General features: G+C 62.8%; 16 protein-coding genes. 4 read left to right on the top strand and 12 right to left on the bottom strand.

The window, feature by feature from the left end:
- The 3 genes from GSM73_RS27150 to GSM73_RS09810 form a co-directional block, all read right to left on the bottom strand.
- Positions 1-1,448 (bottom strand): molybdopterin-dependent oxidoreductase (locus GSM73_RS27150; RefSeq protein WP_372241373.1); only part of this gene is annotated, 1,448 nt, incomplete at its 3' end.
- A 64-nt stretch (positions 1,449-1,512) separates the two neighbouring features.
- Complete coding sequence (locus GSM73_RS09815; RefSeq protein WP_160892331.1) at positions 1,513-2,910, bottom strand: NarK family nitrate/nitrite MFS transporter; 1,398 nt, start codon at positions 2,908-2,910, stop codon at positions 1,513-1,515.
- Positions 2,888-4,189: a nitrate/nitrite transporter gene (locus GSM73_RS09810; RefSeq protein ID WP_047229174.1), complete on the bottom strand. Its 1,302-nt coding sequence runs from the start codon at positions 4,187-4,189 to the stop codon at positions 2,888-2,890. The genes GSM73_RS09815 and GSM73_RS09810 overlap by 23 nt, the downstream gene beginning before the upstream one ends.
- 311 nt (positions 4,190-4,500) lie before the next feature.
- On the opposite strand from GSM73_RS09810, the gene GSM73_RS09805 reads away from it, so the two are divergent.
- The 3 genes from GSM73_RS09805 (at position 4,501) to GSM73_RS09795 (ending at position 7,839) form a co-directional block, all read left to right on the top strand.
- Positions 4,501-6,300, top strand: coding sequence for a HAMP domain-containing protein (locus GSM73_RS09805; protein WP_160892329.1), 1,800 nt, complete (start codon positions 4,501-4,503; stop codon positions 6,298-6,300).
- Positions 6,297-6,944, top strand: a complete 648-nt coding sequence (gene narL, locus GSM73_RS09800) for a two-component system response regulator NarL (protein WP_047229176.1) — start codon at positions 6,297-6,299, stop codon at positions 6,942-6,944. The genes GSM73_RS09805 and narL overlap by 4 nt, the downstream gene beginning before the upstream one ends.
- A gap of 217 nt (positions 6,945-7,161) precedes the next feature.
- Positions 7,162-7,839, top strand: a complete 678-nt coding sequence (locus GSM73_RS09795) for a Crp/Fnr family transcriptional regulator (protein ID WP_047225852.1) — start codon at positions 7,162-7,164, stop codon at positions 7,837-7,839.
- A 137-nt stretch (positions 7,840-7,976) separates the two neighbouring features.
- Here GSM73_RS09795 and GSM73_RS09790 read toward each other — a convergent pair whose 3' ends face one another.
- From GSM73_RS09790 to norR, 8 genes are all read right to left on the bottom strand, one after another.
- A complete protein-coding gene (locus GSM73_RS09790) occupies positions 7,977-8,366 on the bottom strand; it encodes a putative zinc-binding protein (RefSeq protein WP_076384509.1) in 390 nt (129 codons plus the stop codon).
- The gene (locus GSM73_RS09785) at positions 8,366-8,836 is read right to left on the bottom strand and encodes an SCP2 domain-containing protein (RefSeq protein ID WP_047225850.1); all 471 of its coding nucleotides are present in this window, start codon (positions 8,834-8,836) and stop codon (positions 8,366-8,368) included. The genes GSM73_RS09790 and GSM73_RS09785 overlap by 1 nt, the downstream gene beginning before the upstream one ends.
- Positions 8,830-9,720, bottom strand: coding sequence for a U32 family peptidase (locus GSM73_RS09780; RefSeq protein WP_047225849.1), 891 nt, complete (start codon positions 9,718-9,720; stop codon positions 8,830-8,832). Before GSM73_RS09780 ends, GSM73_RS09785 begins: the two co-directional genes overlap by 7 nt.
- A 10-nt stretch (positions 9,721-9,730) precedes the next feature.
- A complete protein-coding gene (locus GSM73_RS09775) occupies positions 9,731-10,726 on the bottom strand; it encodes a peptidase U32 family protein (protein WP_047225848.1) in 996 nt (331 codons plus the stop codon).
- An 81-nt stretch (positions 10,727-10,807) separates the two neighbouring features.
- Positions 10,808-12,055, bottom strand: coding sequence for a gephyrin-like molybdotransferase Glp (gene glp, locus GSM73_RS09770; RefSeq protein ID WP_047225847.1), 1,248 nt, complete (start codon positions 12,053-12,055; stop codon positions 10,808-10,810).
- The gene (gene moaB, locus GSM73_RS09765; protein WP_160892327.1) at positions 12,052-12,606 is read right to left on the bottom strand and encodes a molybdenum cofactor biosynthesis protein B; all 555 of its coding nucleotides are present in this window, start codon (positions 12,604-12,606) and stop codon (positions 12,052-12,054) included. Before moaB ends, glp begins: the two co-directional genes overlap by 4 nt.
- 88 nt (positions 12,607-12,694) lie before the next feature.
- Positions 12,695-13,342, bottom strand: coding sequence for a pyridoxamine 5'-phosphate oxidase (gene pdxH / locus GSM73_RS09760; RefSeq protein WP_160892325.1), 648 nt, complete (start codon positions 13,340-13,342; stop codon positions 12,695-12,697).
- A gap of 198 nt (positions 13,343-13,540) precedes the next feature.
- Positions 13,541-15,073 (bottom strand): nitric oxide reductase transcriptional regulator NorR, encoded by a 1,533-nt coding sequence (norR, locus tag GSM73_RS09755; RefSeq protein ID WP_160892323.1) that lies wholly within the window; start codon positions 15,071-15,073, stop codon positions 13,541-13,543.
- A gap of 159 nt (positions 15,074-15,232) precedes the next feature.
- On the opposite strand from norR, the gene ytfE reads away from it, so the two are divergent.
- Positions 15,233-15,907: an iron-sulfur cluster repair protein YtfE gene (ytfE, locus tag GSM73_RS09750; RefSeq protein WP_047225844.1), complete on the top strand. Its 675-nt coding sequence runs from the start codon at positions 15,233-15,235 to the stop codon at positions 15,905-15,907.
- A 139-nt stretch (positions 15,908-16,046) separates the two neighbouring features.
- Here the strand turns inward: ytfE and GSM73_RS09745 are convergent, their stop codons facing one another.
- Positions 16,047-16,487, bottom strand: coding sequence for a hypothetical protein (locus GSM73_RS09745; RefSeq protein ID WP_107322426.1), 441 nt, complete (start codon positions 16,485-16,487; stop codon positions 16,047-16,049).
- Positions 16,488-16,500 lie beyond the last annotated feature (13 nt).

Raw genomic sequence — 16,500 nt, 5'->3', positions numbered from 1 at the left:
TTGGCCGCCGACAGGTCAAACACCGTGGCGACTTTCACCACGCTGCCGTCGGCCAGCACCACGTTGTGCACCGGCACCCGGCGGTACTGCACCGCGTCACCGGCCACATGCTGGAAGTACTCCTGGGCTTCACCGGCAAAATACGGGAAGGCCACTTCAGCCACGTCATCGCCAATCAGGCTGAGCTTGAGGTCGATCTCACGGCCCTCGCCGCCTTCACGGGCCAGGATGTTCCATTTGCCCTCTTCGCCCCAGCGATAGCCGATGGAGCCTTGGGGAGAAACCAGTTCACCGCTGGCATCCAGGGCGATGGTTTTCCACTCCGGGTTATTGTCCTGGCCGAGGTTGTTGGTCAGGTCGCTGGCGCGCAGGAAGCGATCAGGCTGGTAGCCGGAGCCCGGCGCCACGCCGAGCATCGGCTTGAGCATCACCAGCACCGGCAGGTCGGTGTAGCGCTTGGCGTACTCGGTGAAGTAGGCGCTGGGCTTGTCCAGGTGAAACTCTTTGAAGATCACATGGTTGAAAGCCTGGGCCAGTGCCGCGTCGGTGCCCTGCTTGGGGTTGAGCCACAGGTCGGTGAGCTTGGCGACTTCCGAATAGTCCGGGGTGATCGCCACGGTCTTGGTGCCCTTGTAACGCACCTCGGTGAAAAAGTGCGCGTCGGGGGTACGGGTCTGCGGGACGTTGGAGCCCCAGGCAATGATGTAGTTGGAGTTGTACCAGTCGGCCGATTCCGGCACGTCGGTCTGCTCGCCCCAGACCATCGGCGAGGCTGGCGGCAGGTCGCAGTACCAGTCGTAGAAGCTCAGGCACACGCCACCGATCAGCGACAGGTAACGCGAACCCGCGGCGTAGCTGACCATCGACATCGCCGGGATCGGCGAGAAGCCAACCACCCGATCCGGGCCGTATTGCTTGACGGTGTAGACGTTGGCGGCGGCGATGATCTCGTTGACTTCTTCCCAGTTGGAACGGATGAAACCGCCCATGCCGCGCTTGCTTTTATACGAGTCGGCCTTGGCCTTGTTTTCGACGATGCTGGCCCACGCTTCCACGGGCGGCAGGGTCAACCGGGCTTCGCGCCACAGCTTGAGCAATGGCTTGCGGATCTTCGGATACTTGAGCCGGTTGGCGCTGTAGATGTACCAGCTGTAGCTGGCGCCACGAGGGCAGCCACGCGGCTCGTGGTTGGGCAGGTCGTTACGGGTGCGCGGGTAGTCGGTCTGCTGGGTTTCCCAGGTGATCAGGCCGTTCTTGACGTAGATTTTCCACGAGCACGAGCCGGTGCAGTTCACCCCATGGGTGGAGCGCACGATCTTGTCGTACTGCCAGCGGGAGCGGTAGACGTTCTCCCAGTCGCGGGACTCCTTGCGGGTCTCGCCGTGCCCGTCGGAAAACTCGCCTTGCTTGCGGTTGAAAAACCGCAGTTGATCCAGTAAATGACTCACAGTGTGTTCCTCTCAGGCTTGCTCCGCGGGGTCTGCGCCCCGCCCACGCAGGTTTAGGTTCGGCTTAGCACGGTGTTGCGGCGCCCTTGCGGGCATACCACCACCAGGTCACCACGATGCAGCTCAGGTAAAAGCCGACGAACATGTAGAAGGCCATCTCCGGGCCGCCGGTCAGGGCCATCGAAGTGCCGAATGATTTGGGGATGAAGAACGCGCCGAAGGCGCCCATGGCCGAGCTGAAACCCAGCACTGCGGCCGATTCCTTGCCGGCGTTCTTGAGCGCTTGTTCGCGTAGCTCGGGCTTTTGGCCGCGGCTGGCTTTTTCATGCAGGGTGCGGAAGATCACCGGGATCATGCGGAAGGTCGACCCGTTGCCCACGCCAGTGGTGACGAACAGCAACATGAACATCCCCAGGAAGCCGTAGAAGCTGCCGCCCTGGCCGCCTTGGGGCAGGAAATGAAGGACCCCGAACACCATCGCGATCATCAGCACGAAGTTCCACAACGTAACCTTCGCGCCGCCGAGCTTGTCCGCCAGCCAGCCACCCAGTGGCCGCACCAGGGCACCGACCAGCGGACCGAGGAAGGCGAACTTCAGGGCGATGACTTCCGGGAACGAGGTTTTGATCAGCAGCGGAAACGCGGCGGAGAAGCCGATGAACGAGCCGAAGGTCGCCAGGTACAACCAGCACATCAGCCAGTTGTGCTTGCGCTTGAAAATCACTGCCTGCTCACTGAACGAAGCGCGGGCGCTGGACAGGTCGTTCATGCCGAACCAGGCAATCACGGTCACGGCGAGGATGAACGGCACCCAGATAAAACCGGCGTTTTGCAGCCACAGCGAGCTGCCGTCAGCCAGTACCTGCGGCTGGCCGCTCATGAAGCCGAACACGCCGAAGGAAATCACCAGCGGCACGCTGAACTGCATCACCGACACGCCCAGGTTGCCCAGCCCGGCGTTCAGGCCCAGGGCCGTGCCCTGCTGGGACTTGGGGTAAAAGAAGCTGATGTTGGACATGCTCGAGGCGAAGTTACCGCCGCCAAAGCCGCAGAGCAGCGCGATCAGCACGAACACGCTGTAAGGCGTGGCCGGATCCTGCACGGCAAAGCCCATCCACAGCGCCGGCAACAGCAGCGACGCAGTGCTCAGGGCCGTCCAGCGACGACCGCCGAAGATCGGCACCATGAACGAATAGAAGATGCGCAAGGTCGCGCCGGACAGGCCCGGCAACGCCGCGAGCCAGAACAACTGGTCGGTGCTGAAACTGAAACCGATGGCGTTCAGGCGCACGATCACCGTGCTCCAGACCATCCACACCGCGAAGGCCAACAGCAGCGCCGGGATGGAAATCCACAGGTTACGCCGGGCAGTCTGTTTGCCACTCTTGCCCCAGAACGCGGGGTCTTCCGGACGCCAGTCATGAATGACCGGGCCCTTTTCAGGCGTTTGCAGAACGGACATGTTCTTCTCCTTGGGCAATGCTGGAAAACGGGGATTGGCTGGCCGGCGGCTGTTTACCCAGCAGCGGGCGCTTGCGAACTTCGCTGAAGTACATCCAGGTCAGGGAGACCCAGACCACGCCGTACATCAACATGAAGCAGGACGAGCGCACGCCGGTGAGGTCCACCAGGGCGCCGAACATGATCGGCAACACGAACCCGCCCAGGCCGCCGGCCAGGCCGACGATGCCGGACACCGCGCCCATGTTTTTCGGGTAGTCGTTGGCGATGTACTTGAAGACCGAGGCCTTGCCGAACGCGAAGGCGATGCCCATCACGAACAGCAGCACGGTGAACAGCGTGGCGTTGAGGCCGATGTGAAAATCCACCGTGCCGTTGACGGTCTGCACTTGCAGTTGGGTCTGTGGGTACGAGAGCAGGAACAAGCAGATCCAGCTGACCCACAACACCCACCAGGTCACGCTCTGGGCGCCCCAGCGGTCGGACATCCAGCCACCGACGGCCCGCAATACGCCACCGGGCAGGGAGAAGCAGGCCGCCAGCAGCGCCGCGCTTTGCAGGCTGAAGCCGTATTCCTGCACGTAGTACTTGGTCATCCACAGGGCCAGGGCTACATAGCCGCCGAACACGATCGAGTAGTACTGGCAGTAGCGCCACACCGCTGGTTCTTTCAGGGTTTTCAGTTGCTCGCGCAACGTGGCGCCGCCGGTGCCGCTGTGCTCCTTCTTCTCGGTTGTGAGAAACCAGAACAGCAGCGCGGTGATGAACAGAATGGCGCTGAACACCTTCGGCACCAGGTGCCAGGAACCGAAGGCGATCAAGGCCGGAGCGAGGAATTTGGTCAGCGCGGCGCCGGCGTTGCCCGCGCCGAACACACCCATGGCGAAGCCTTGATTCTGCTTGTCGAACCACTTGGCCACATAAGCGATGCCCACCGAGAACGATCCACCGGCCAGCCCGACAAACAGGCCCAGCACTAGGAACTGCCAGAAAGCCGTGGCCAGGGTGATCAGGTACAACGGCAGCACACAGGAGAGCATCAGCAGGAAGAACACGATGCGCCCGCCGAAGCGGTCGGTCAGCAGGCCCAGGGGCAAGCGCACCAGGGAACCGGTCAGCACCGGCGTGGCGGCCAGCAGACCGAATTGGGTTTCGTTGAGCGCCAGCATTTCCTTGATCGGAACACCGAGCACGGCAAACATCATCCAGACCATGAAGCACACGGTGAAGGCCAGGGTACTCATCCCCAGCACCAACCCTTGTTGCACTTGCGCTCGCATCTCGATGCACTCCCCGTCAGTTCGATGAGCGCAGCCTAGTGATGCGTACCCCGTAAAAACTTGACCTGGGTCAACGTGCGTCCCGGCGGTACTGGCCTATGCTGGGCCCGTCTACCTCTTAGGGGGTAGAGCCTGAAGTTGATAAGAACCTTTATTTATCAAGGCTTTGAACATTTCGGCCGTGGCTTTTATCGAAACGTAGCGGCCGACAACTCTTTAGAGGTAGTGCGCCCGGGATCGGCTGCTATACCCCCCCAACGCCAGGGCGTCCCCATGTTCGGTTTGCAGAATTTCCTCCAGGGCCAGTCTCGATGATGCGGTGGCTGCGCAGTTCCCTGCCCGCTCGCGCCGGGCTGGCGGTGATCCTGATCGCCATCCTCGCCCTGGCCAGTTCCTTGAGCGCAGGTCTGATTGCCTGGTTCAGCCAGGGCGACGCGGCCGCCATCAACACCGCCGGTTCCGTGCGTATGGAGACCTATCACCTGAGCTGGAAACTGGCAGCCGGGGCCAGCGACGATGTCCCGGCGATCATCGACAGCCTGCAACGACGTCTCGAAAGCCCGTCCTTGCGCGCCGTGCTGGAAGACGGACCGGCGACCTCCCTGCATCAGAGTTATCAGAGCCTCATGCAGCGTTGGAACCAGACCTTGCGCCCGGCGATCGAACGCGGCGATTCGGCGTTCTTCCAGTCCAGTGCCGCTTCCTTCGTTGCGCAACTGGACCAGTTCGTCACCCTGTTGCAACGCCAGAGCGAGCACAAGCAAGCCTGGCAACAGACGATCCAGGGCATGGCGCTGTTCACCACCATGATCATCCTGCTGATCGGTCTGTATGAATTGCAGTACGGCGTGGTCACGCCCTTGCAGGAACTGGTGGACGCCACCCAGCGCTTTCGCCGTGGCGAATTCCAGGTGCGGGTCAACCATCAGTCAGAGGATGAACTGGGCCAACTGGCGACCAGCTTCAACACCATGGCCGAGACCATCGAGCAATCCCATCGCACCCTGGAGAATCAGGTCCAGCAAAAGACCCTGAACCTGCAACAGGCCAATGCCGCCCTGGAGCTGCTGTACCAGAGCAGCCGCAGCCTGGCCACGCGGCAGGCCAATGCCGAAGGGCTGGATGAACTGATCAGCCGGTTCCAGCAGCGACTGCCGGGCCTGCGCCTGTCGCTGTGTCTGCAAGGCCAGTTGCAGGCGCCCGCCCGGCAACTGCTGTCGCTGCATGGCGCCAACAGCCGCGAGGTCTGCGCCAGCAGCGATTGCGCCACCTGCCAGAAACACCACAGCGCCCGGCCGCAGACGTTCAGCATCAGTAACCAGGGCACGGAACTGGGTGAACTCAAGGCGCATTTTGTCGACGGTCACGCGGCGCAACCCTGGGAAACCGCACTGATCCAGGCCCTGGCAAACCTGATCGGCACCTCGCTGTCTCTCAAGCGCCAGCGCGAACAGGACCATCGCCTGCTGTTGCTCGATGAGCGCACGATCATCGCCCGCGAACTGCATGACTCCCTGGCCCAGGCCTTGTCGTACATGAAGCTGCAAGTCAGCCGCATGCAAACCCTGATGCGTCGCGGCGAACCGGTGCAAACCCTGGAAACCGTCACCGCCGAACTGCGCGAAGGCCTGAACAATGCCTACCGGCAGTTGCGCGAGCTGCTCACCACGTTCCGCTTGCAGATCCACGACGACGGGCTGGTCCAGGAACTCAAGGACACCGCTGAAGAATTCTCCCGCCGGGGCGATTTCCGGGTGCATCTGTTCGTCGACACGCTGGCCTTCGAGCTGTCGGCCAGTGAGCAGATCCATATCCTGCAGATCACCCGCGAGGCGCTCTCCAACTGCCTGCGCCATGCCCACGCAGAGAACGCCTGGCTCGAACTGCGCCAGGAAGGCGAAACCGTGCGACTGTCGGTCGAAGACGATGGCCGGGGCTTCAGTGGCGAAGTGGACCAGCGCGAACACCACGGCCTGAACATCATGAACGAACGGGCCCGCAGCTTGCGCGGCCAACTGCAAATTATCTCCCGAACGCCCCAGGGCACCCGTATCCAGGTGCATTTCCAACCGGAATTCCTGGGCCAACACAGCGAAGGTCTCGCAACATGAACGCCCCCCTGCGTCACACCCTCCTGCTGGTCGACGACCATCCAATGATGCGTCGAGGGATCCGCCAAATGCTCGAACTCGAAGACGACTTGCACATCGTCGGCGAAGCCAGCCACGGCGAAGAAGCCCTGACACTGATCGAACCGCTCAAACCTGACCTGGTCCTGCTGGACAACAACATGCCGCAAATGAACGGCATCGAAACCCTGCGCCGGCTGCGGGCCATGCATTACACCGGCAAGGTATTGCTGTTCACCGTATCCGACGCCGAGGACGACATTCGCGATGCCCTGCGCCTGGATGCCAACGGTTACCTGCTCAAGGACATGGAGCCGGAGTTGCTGGTGCAGTACATCCGCGATGCCCTCAACGGCGCGCTGGTGATCAGCCCCGGCCTGACCCGCGTCATGGCCCAGGCCTTGCGCTCCCCTCCCCGCCAGGCCGACGTGGAACTGACCGAACGCGAACGCCAGGTACTCAAGACCATCGCCGGCGGCTGCAGCAACAAAGTCATCGGCCACAAGCTGGGCATCACCGAAGGCACGGTCAAGGTCCATGTGAAGAACCTGCTGCACAAACTGGGGTTGCGCTCACGGGTCGAAGCCGCCGTGTGGGCCATGGAGCATCTGCGCGGAGTGGGCTAGCCCGGCAAACCACACCTCCTGTGGGAGCAAAGCCTGCTCGCGATGACGGCGGCACGTTCAACATCCCTGCAAGCCGACCCTCCGCTATCGCGAGCAGGCTCGCTCCCACAGGGCTTGTGTTTGAGCGGGGACGCACCTCCCTCTTCCGAGGTAGGCCTGCGGAGGCATAGGCCGGGGGCGCGTGGGGTTCTACCATGACGGCACGCGGAGGTACGCCATGCTGACTCATCCTTCCATCGTTTTACTGTTGCGTCGTCATCACCTGTTCAGCCAGTTACCGGAGCGGGTCTTCGAAGACGTGTGCAACCTGGCCGTGCTCAAACGCCTGGAGTGCAACAGCACGCTCATGCACCAGGGCGACCCGGCCAAGCGGTTTTTCCTGCTGGTCAGCGGTCAGATCAAGCTGTTCCGGGTCACCGGTGAAGGCCAGGAAAACCTGGTGGAAATCATCCAGCCCGGGCAGACCTTCGCCGAGGCTCTGCTGTTCAGCCAGGCCCGGTGCTACCCGGTCAGTGCGTCGGCGCTCAAGGACAGCGTACTGGTGAGTATCGAAGGCACTCATTACCGCAAGGCCCTGGAAGACCAGCCGAAGGTCTGCCTGGCGATCCTGGCGAGCATGAGTATCCATTTGCACCAGCGCCTCAAGGACATCGACAACCTGACCCTGGCCAGCGCCAGCCGGCGGGTCATCAACTTTCTGCTTCAGGAACGCGACCCGCGCGACGGCCAGGTGGTGCTACAGGTGTCCAAACGCCTGGTGGCCTCCAAGCTGGGAATCCAGCCAGAGACTTTTTCGCGCATTCTCCATCGCCTGGTAGACGGTGGCCTGATTGCCATGGAGCGGCGCAACATTCGCATCCTGGCCGAAGATGAGCTGGACGCTTACCAGCAATAACCCGCGCAGCCCCAATTCCCTTGTGGCGAGGGGATTTATCCCCGCTGGGGCGCGAAGCGGCCCCTATTCAAACTGTCTGACACAGCGCATTGGGACTGCTTCGCAGTCCAGCGGGGATAAATCCCCTCGCCACAGGCTCAGCCAGACTCACTATCTGCTGTGTCATTTTCAACGATCATCGGTATCAACCGCTCAAACAACGCGTCCCCCTCCTCTTGCGTGCAATCGACGCCGAAACGCTTGCGCCAGCCCAACTGGCTCAAAATCACATGCACATCCGCTTCCAGATCATGCTGCTGCAAACACGCCTGGACGCACTGCAACGGACAACCGTCCAGCGCGATGATCCGCCGCCCCGAGCGCGCTTTGTTGACCAGTGCCGGCACATGCCCGCCGACCCCGACGATGCAGGACATCTCGGCCAGGCCGGCGCGGTCCAGGCGCAGGGCGACGGTGTTGGCCAGTTGCGCCACGTTGGAACAACCGGAACAGGAGTACACCAGGGGCAGTGAGCCTGGAGCTTTCATCAGGCCGCCGCCAATCCCTTGCCCGCCCGTTCCAGATTGCGCCATAACCAGGGCGGCAAGACCTCCGGGTCGAGGCTGTCGATCAGGTTCTTCAGCGCCAGCCCCAATTCGGTGTCGCCCTCAATCACCAGGCGTCGCCGGAAGAACAACGTGTCGGGATCTTCCTGCCGACTGGCGAGCAAGAGAAATTCACGCCAGTTGCCGCTGATGCTGACCTGGGCTTCGGCTTGTTCGGCAATGCGCAGTCCATCCCGCGACAGCGTCAGGTACCAGCACAACTTCAGGTCCGGCACCCGCAGGCATAGCCAACGCCCGCGCAACACCTCGAACCCGCCATCGCGCAGCGGCTCGGCCAGGCAACGGTTGAGCGCCTGCTGCAACGCCAGGCGCTGTACGACAAACGGCACCTTGCCCACCAGCGGCAGCACCCGGTCAGCGCCTTTGAGCAACCATTTTTTTCGACTCAGCACAGGCCCGCCTCCTCAACTTTCAACATACCGGCATGACCGTGCCAATAGCCGTTGCAACCGGCCACAAACAGCGGTGGTGCCTCGCCCTGGCGAACGTTGTCGAAGGACCTGACCACCTCGGCCATGCCCTGGGCGCGCGGGCTCAGACGCAGCACGTCGGCGCCACTGGCCATCAGCGCGGGGTAATCGGCCAACAGATTGGTCACCTCACCGGACATCGTCTGAATGCCATTGAGGGTGAACAGTTGCTGGCCCTCCTGACTGCTCAACGCCAGGCCGTCGGGATAGTTGATGCAACAGAACTGACAGTCGTCCTTGGGCCGGTTTTCGGCCCGGGCGGTGAAGCAGCGTGCCGAATAAGCCAGGGGCAAGTGGCCGTAGGCAAAAATCTCCACCTCGGGGACCTCGCGTTCCATTTCCCGCACCTGCTCCAGCACATCGCCGATCAGCGCCGCCGAGCATTCCACAGGTGGTACCCAGCGAATCATGCCGCTGTCGAGCAATTGCCCCAGGGCATGGCCGTTGTACAGGTTCAACGCCGGGCCGCCCACGAAAGGCAACTTGCGTTCAGCGAGAAACTGCACCGCGCCCATGTCATTGGCTTCCACCAACAATTGGCCGTTGTCACACAGCCGACGCAAGGACGACAGCTCCGAGGCCGCTTCGATCAGCGTCAGGCTCGACAACACAATCTGTGCCTGGCTGCACGCTTGCAGTTCGCGCCCCAGGCCCAGCCATTGATCCAGGGAGAATGCCCGGCGCTTTGAGCACACGGTTTCCCCCAGGTAAATCACATCCAGCGGCAAGGCCGACATCTCGGCGTAGAAATTCCCCAGTTGCGCTTTGTCCCAGTAAAACAGGACCGGTCCCAGGCTGAGTTTCATCTGGCCTCCCTCATTGCCATGATCGATGGTAAGCGCCCAGGGTGGTCTGGCTGCCTTCCGACAAACCGGCCAACACCTGGCGCCATTCTTCCCGCACCCGGAATCGTTGCGGCGCAGCCCGGTGGGCATCCAGTGCGGCGCGCCAGACCCGGGTCACTTGTTCAACGTAGGCCGGGCTGCGCTGGCGGCCCTCGATCTTCACTGCCTCGACGCCGATGGCCGCCAGCTCCGGCAGCAGGTCCAGGGTGTCGAGGCTGGTGGGTTCTTCCAGGGCATGGAAGCGCTTGCCGCCGACCAGGAAGCGGCCCTTGCACAGGGTCGGGTAACCGGCCGGCTCGTCAGGGGTGTAGCGATCGATCAGCACCTCGCTCAAGCGTGCGCTCAGGCCGTCGGCGTCTTCGCTCCAGCGCACTGCCTTGGCCGGTGAGCACACGCCGCACAGGTTCGGCGACTCACCGGTGATGTAAGAGGACAAGTGACAACGGCCCTCGGCCATGATGCACAGGCTGCCGAAACCGAAGACTTCGATCGGCACTGGGCTCGCTGCTGCTACCTGCCGCACCTGGGCCAGGGACAGCACCCGTGGCAGCACCGCACGCCGAATGCCGTAGCGCTCGGCGTAAAAAGCCAGCGCCGCGGCATGGGTCGCCGAACCTTGTACCGAAAGATGCAGGGCCAGTTGTGGGTGGCGCTGGCTGGCGTAGCCGAGCACCCCGGGGTCGGCGGCGATCAGGGCGTCGACGCCCAGATCGGCGGCGCGATCCACCGCGCGCTGCCAACGCTCCCAGCCCTTGGGTTGTGGGTAGGTGTTGACCGCCACATAGAGTTTGCGTTGGTGCTGGCGGATGTGCGCGACCGCCGCGTCGAACTGTTTGTCGTCCATGTTCAGCCCGGCGAAATGCCGGGCGTTGGTGTCATCGCGAAAGCCGACATAGACGGCATCGGCGCCTTGGCGCACCGCCGCTTTGAGGGCAGGCAGATTCCCTGCCGGGCAAACCAGTTGCATGGGGCATCCTCATGAGAAAACTCGGAGCGCCGCCAGTCTAGTCAGCTCATCGGCGGCGACCTTGACGACAATCAATTGCCGTTAATGCATCAGGCTCGCGAACGGCAAGTACATCACCTTGTCGAGCATGCGCACGTGCGCCTGGCACTCGACCACGGCCAGACCGTCGGCCCAGCATGCGGCAGCCAACATGGCCGAACTTTGCTGGGGATGCAGCTCGACACACAGCGAACCATCGGCACCGGGGACCAGTTTCGCCCGCAGGTACTGCCGCCGCCGGTTGGGCTTTGGCCAGTCAAACCCGGCCGGCAACTGCAATGAGATAGGCAATACTTCGTCCATGCCTTGGGCCCGGAACAGGAACGGGCGCACGACAATCAATGCGGTAATCAGCGCCGCCGATGGGTTACCTGGCAAACCGATCCAGGGTTTGCCGGCGACTTCGCCAAAGGCCAGCGGTTTGCCCGGCTGGATTGCCAGGCGCCACAGGTCAACGCTGCCCAGCGCTTCGATGGCTTGTTTGAGGTGATCCTCCTCGCCCACCGAAACGCCGCCGGAGGTCAGCAGCACATCACACTCGGCCGCCGCCAGGCTCAAGGCCTGGCGACTGGCGAGCAGCTTGTCGGGCATGGCGCCGTAGTCATGCACCTCCATGCCCCAGCCGCGCAGCAGTGCCGCGAGGCTATGGCGATTGCTGTTGTAGATCTGCCCCGGCGCCAATGCTTCGCCCGGTTCGCGCAGTTCATCGCCGCTGCTGAGCAGACCGACCTGCAACGGCCGATAGACCTCCATTCGCGCAATCCCGGCACCGGCCAGCAACCCCAGCTCCTGGGCCCGCAAGCGCTTGCCGGCACGAAGCAACAGGTCTCCTCGGCGCACTTCCTCGCCTTCCTTGCGCACATGGTCGCCGTCATTGACCGGTGGCAACCAGACCCGCTCACCTGCTACCCGACAGCTTTCCTGGGGCACCACGGTGTCTGCCCCCGGCGGCAGCGGCGCGCCCGTGAAAATCCGTACCGCCTGCCCGGGCTGCAGCGGATTATTGGATGCCTGTCCGGCGGCAATGCGCCCGGCCAGGGTCAGATAACCTCCGGCGGCTGGCAGGTCAGCGGCCCGCAGGGCATAACCGTCCATGGCGCTGTTGTCCCACGCAGGCAAGTTCATGGGGCTGCGGATGTCTGTCGCCAGCACCCGACCCAGGGCCTGGTCCAGCGCCACCCGTTGCACCGGAGGCGGCAGCGGTGCCTGATCCAGCAGGTAGCGGATGGCTTCATCCACCGGCATCAGCGCGCCGCTCTCACAGACGCTGCCACACGCGCCGCTGCTCATGAGCGCGTCCCGCAAGGCTCAACGACAACGCCGGGCTGCGGCTTGAGGTGGGGAGTGAAGTTGCACGGGCCGGTGCGGCTGTCCAGTTGACCGACCAGGATCTGTTCCCAACCGGTGCGACACGCGCCCGGCGAACCCGGCAGGCAGCACACCAATACGCCGTTGCTCATACCCGCCAATGCCCTTGATTGCAGGCTGGACATGCCGATCTCTGCCAGTGACACCTGCCGGAACAGTTCGCCGAACCCGTCCACCTGCTTGTCCAGCAGCGGCAGCACCGCCTGGGGAGTGTTATCGCGGGGGGTAAAACCGGTGCCGCCGGTCATCAGCACCACTTGCACTTCAGGGTCGGCGATCCACTGCGAGACCTGGGCGCGGATCTGGTAGATATCGTCCTTCACCAGCCCACGGTCGATCAGCACATGCCCGGCGGTTTGCAGCAGATCGGCGAGGGTTTTCCCGGAGGTATCGGTTTCGGAGCTACGGGTATCGCTGATGGTCAGCACCGCAATATTCAGCGGTTGAAAGTGGCGTTGCGTCAGATGGGCCATGGTCAGCCGTCCTTTAAAAAAAGATGGCCCAGCCTGAACCGCAATCGGGGCCGGGCCTATTCCCCGATAGAGGTACCTCCCTCGGCGTTTACGGTGCCAGTCGGCTACGCTGCCAGGCGCCTTCTTGCAGGCGGTAGTCGAGGCGATCGTGCAGACGGTCGGCGCGGCCTTGCCAGAACTCCAGCCGTTCAGGCCTCAGGCAGTAGCCGCCCCAGTGTTCGGGACGCGGCATTGGCTGATTGATAAACCGTCGTTCGGTCTGCGTCAGCAACGCCTCAAGGGCGGCCCGATCCTCCAGCTCACGGCTTTGCGGCGAGGCCCAGGCACCAAGACGACTGGCCAGGGGGCGGGAAATGAAATAGGCATCCGATAGCCCGGAATCGAGCTTGTGGACCTGCCCTTCAACCCGCACTTGCCGTTCCAGCCCCGGCCAGAAAAACGTCATGGCCGCCCACGGATTGATCGCCAGGTCCCGTCCCTTGCCACTGTCGTAGTTGCCGAAAAATGTGAAACCTTCATCGCTGAACCCCTTGAGCAGCAGCACCCGACAGTGCGGCCGGCCCTGCTCGTCCACGGTCGCCAGGGTCATGCTGTTGGCTTCCACCGGAGGGCTTTCGGTGTCGCGGGCTTGTTGCATCCATAACCCGAACAGAACCATCGGATCGTCCGGTGCCTGGGCTTCATCCAACCCGTCCAGGGTGTACTGACGACGCATTTTGGCCAGGGAAAGGGGCATGACGATGATCTCCACGATGGATTTGCTCCAGTGTGGGTTCTGTCGCGTGGGCAGGCCTTGATCGTTGTCAATGGCGGATCTTGTGTTGAACGTGCCGATGCCATCGCGAGCAGGCTCGCTCCCACATTGGGCCTATGGAGTTCCCTGTGGGAGCGAGCCTGCTCGCGATGAAGACGACTCGGTCTAATAGGTCGCCGGCTACTTGAGCCCCAACCGCCGCGCCAGTTTATGCAGGTTGCTCGGGTCGACCTCCAGCAGCCGCGCCGCACCGGCCCAGTTCTGCCCGCAATGCTCCAGGGCCTTGAGGATCGCCTGGCGCTGGCAAGTGTCGACAGCTTCATTCAGCGGCTGGAATGGTACATCGGCGACCTCTAGAGACTGTTCAAGTGTCGCGTGGGTCGTGGATCCGCTGGCACTGACGTCCAGGTCCAGCACCTGCGGCTCCAGGGTCATGATCAGGCTGCGACTGGCCCCGCGGCTGAGTTGCTTCAACGCCGCGCGACTGATCACGTGCTCCAGCTCCCGCACATTGCCCGGCCAGGAGTACGCCAGCAGCGCCTGTTCAGCGGCCGGTGACAGGCGCAAGCCGCGCAAGCCCAGGCGCGTGCGGTTCAACTCGAGGAAATGCCCGGCTAGCATCAGCACATCGCTACCGCGTTCGCGCAACGGCGGGATCGGCACCGGGTAGACCGAGAGCCGGTGATACAGGTCGGCGCGAAATAGCCCATCGCGAATGCTGTCCGGCAGGTGGCGGTTGGTGGCGGCGATGATCCGCACATCGACGTGCAGCGGCTTGTCAGCACCCAGGCGCTGGATCTCGCCGTTTTGCAGGGTGCGCAGCAACTTGGCCTGCACACTCAACGGCAATTCACCCACCTCGTCGAGAAACAGCGTGCCGCCATTGGCCGCGTCGAAACGCCCCGCGCGGTCAGTCGTAGCGCCGGAGAATGCCCCTTTGACGTGGCCGAACAGTTCGCTTTCGGCCAGGGACTCGGGCAAGGCTGCGCAATTGACCTGCACCAGCGGCTTGTGACTGCGCCGGGACAAGCGATGCAAACGACGCGCAAACAACTCCTTGCCGACACCGGTTTCTCCCAGCAACAGCACCGGCAGTTCGGAGTCGGCCAATACGTCCAGCTCGTTGAGCAGTTGATCCAGCACCTCGCTGCGCCCAAGGATCTCGCCCTCCTCGGCCGGCCGACGGACATCCGGCAGATCACTGCGCGAGGCGCGCAGGCTGCGGTTTTCTTGCTCGAGCCGGGTCACCCGCACCGCCGCTTCGATCTGCAAGGTGCACCGTTTGAGTTCTTCCCTTGCGCGGCTGTCGAAGGTGCCGGCGTGCAAGGCATCCAGGGTGATCGCGCCCCAGAGCCGCCCTTCCACGTACAGGCTCACGCCCATGCAGTCGTGCACCGGCAGCGGCTCGCCGACGTGGTTATCGAGCAAGCCGTCATAAGGGTCGGGCAAGCGGCTGTCGGGCTCGAACCAGGTAGGTTCGCGCGACGCCATGATCGCCGCCAGACGCGGATGCTGGGCGATCACGAACCGACGGCCGAGCGCTTCATGCACCAGGCCTACAGTGGCGACGGGCCTGAGGCTGTCATCGTCCAGGCGCAACAAGCCTACGGCGCCACTGTTGAAGTATTCGCGCAGGGTCTGTACCAGGCGTTGCAATCGAACGGCATTGGGCAACTCGACGATCAGGTCGGCGGCCAGGCTTTCACGCAGCATGGTAGTGATTACCCTCCAGGGTTCGTTTGACCCCTTGCAGCCAGGGTGAGAATCACCCTGGTAAATATTTATCCGTTAATTTTCAGACAGTTAATTCTGGCACGTCGGCTGCAAAGTTCGCTCATCTGTCCCTCCCGGGATTCAACCCAAGGAAACATGATGAGCCTCGATCTGCTGGAACAAAGCCTCGGCCAATTGGCCTGCGACATTCCCGGTGCCACCCGTACCTTCCATCACTACAACCTCGACTTCTGTTGTGGCGGGCAAAAATCCTTGCGCGAAGCAGCGCTGGGCAAGGGCCTGAACCCACTGCTGATCGCCGATGCCCTGCGCACCCTGCAAGCCGCTGGGGAACTGGGCCATGACTGGCGCGACGAACCCCAGGCGCTGTTGATCGCCCACATCCTGGAACGCTACCACGCCCGTCACCGCGAACAGCTGCCGGAATTGATCCGTCTGGCCCGCCGCGTCGAGATGGTCCATGGCGCCCGGGCCAGTTGCCCCGTCGGCCTGGCCGATCACTTGCAGGACATGTATCAGGAACTCGAAGGCCACATGCTCAAGGAGGAGCAGGTGCTGTTCCCAATGCTGCAACAGGGCCTGGGTGATCGGGCCTCGGCCCCCATCCAGGTACTGCGCTACGAACACGACCAGCACGGTGAAGCGCTGGAAACCATGCTTGCCCTGACCGACCAGATCACCCCGCCCTCCGATGCCTGCAACACCTGGCGCGCCCTGTATCGCGGGCTGGTGGAGTTTCGTGATGACCTGATGCAGCACATCCATCTGGAAAACAATGTGTTGTTCGTCAATGCGATGAAACCCGTTCGCTGACTCTCAAACATTGCCATTACCCCTGTGGGAGCAAAGCTTGCTCGCGATAGCGCTGGATCAGTCAACATTGATACCGACTGACATTGCGCCATCACGAGCAAGCTTTGCTCCCACAGCCGTTTGTGGCTCTCATTCCTGCTCAAAACTGCCAATAGAACATCGCCTTGGCCAACACCACAATCAGCACCATGTGTCCCAGGATACTGCGACGCAGCCAGCAGGCGCGGTCCGGGGTCAGCCGCCCGCTCTTGAGCCAGTACGCCAGCCACAAATAATGGCCGATGATGCTCAAGGCCAGGAGGATCTTCAGGCTCAGCAACAGGCCGAAGCTGTTGCTCAAAGGTTGGCTCAATGCACCGCGATGCTGCCAGGCCAGCGCGATGCCGGCGCTGTAAAGCACCAGCACCACCCCGTGCAACACCTGCCGCGAACGCTTGGCGATAGCCGGGTCGGCGGCGTCCTTGACGCCTTGGGCCAAAGGCCTGCGGGCGGCATGCCAGATAAAAACCTCGAAAAACAACGTGCCGATAAAAGCGATAGCCGCCAATAGATGAATGACTAGCAAAACCCCATACATCATCGATCCCCTCGGC

Source organism: Pseudomonas sp. PICF6 (genome assembly GCF_009831705.1).
In the GTDB taxonomy this organism is placed as follows: Bacteria; Pseudomonadota; Gammaproteobacteria; order Pseudomonadales; family Pseudomonadaceae; genus Aquipseudomonas; species Aquipseudomonas rhizophila.
Note: the sequence above shows the minus strand (reverse complement) of the source record. Positions and strands in the feature narration are given on the sequence as shown.

What these genes read in the sequence shown, in the direction of transcription:
- pdxH (WP_160892325.1), bottom strand. Translation starts at nt 13,342, where the DNA reads ATGCCCCTTTCCCTGGCCAAAATGCGTCGTCAGTACACCCTGGACGGG.
- moaB (WP_160892327.1), bottom strand. Translation starts at nt 12,606, where the DNA reads ATGGCCCATCTGACGCAACGCCACTTTCAACCGCTGAATATTGCGGTG.
- GSM73_RS09790 (WP_076384509.1), bottom strand. Translation starts at nt 8,366, where the DNA reads ATGAAAGCTCCAGGCTCACTGCCCCTGGTGTACTCCTGTTCCGGTTGT.
- GSM73_RS09815 (WP_160892331.1), bottom strand. Translation starts at nt 2,910, where the DNA reads ATGTCCGTTCTGCAAACGCCTGAAAAGGGCCCGGTCATTCATGACTGG.
- GSM73_RS09780 (WP_047225849.1), bottom strand. Translation starts at nt 9,720, where the DNA reads ATGAAACTCAGCCTGGGACCGGTCCTGTTTTACTGGGACAAAGCGCAA.
- ytfE (WP_047225844.1), top strand. Translation starts at nt 15,233, where the DNA reads ATGAGCCTCGATCTGCTGGAACAAAGCCTCGGCCAATTGGCCTGCGAC.
- GSM73_RS09810 (WP_047229174.1), bottom strand. Translation starts at nt 4,189, where the DNA reads ATGCGAGCGCAAGTGCAACAAGGGTTGGTGCTGGGGATGAGTACCCTG.
- GSM73_RS09795 (WP_047225852.1), top strand. Translation starts at nt 7,162, where the DNA reads ATGCTGACTCATCCTTCCATCGTTTTACTGTTGCGTCGTCATCACCTG.
- glp (WP_047225847.1), bottom strand. Translation starts at nt 12,055, where the DNA reads ATGAGCAGCGGCGCGTGTGGCAGCGTCTGTGAGAGCGGCGCGCTGATG.
- narL (WP_047229176.1), top strand. Translation starts at nt 6,297, where the DNA reads ATGAACGCCCCCCTGCGTCACACCCTCCTGCTGGTCGACGACCATCCA.
- GSM73_RS09775 (WP_047225848.1), bottom strand. Translation starts at nt 10,726, where the DNA reads ATGCAACTGGTTTGCCCGGCAGGGAATCTGCCTGCCCTCAAAGCGGCG.
- norR (WP_160892323.1), bottom strand. Translation starts at nt 15,073, where the DNA reads ATGCTGCGTGAAAGCCTGGCCGCCGACCTGATCGTCGAGTTGCCCAAT.
- GSM73_RS09805 (WP_160892329.1), top strand. Translation starts at nt 4,501, where the DNA reads ATGATGCGGTGGCTGCGCAGTTCCCTGCCCGCTCGCGCCGGGCTGGCG.
- GSM73_RS09745 (WP_107322426.1), bottom strand. Translation starts at nt 16,487, where the DNA reads ATGATGTATGGGGTTTTGCTAGTCATTCATCTATTGGCGGCTATCGCT.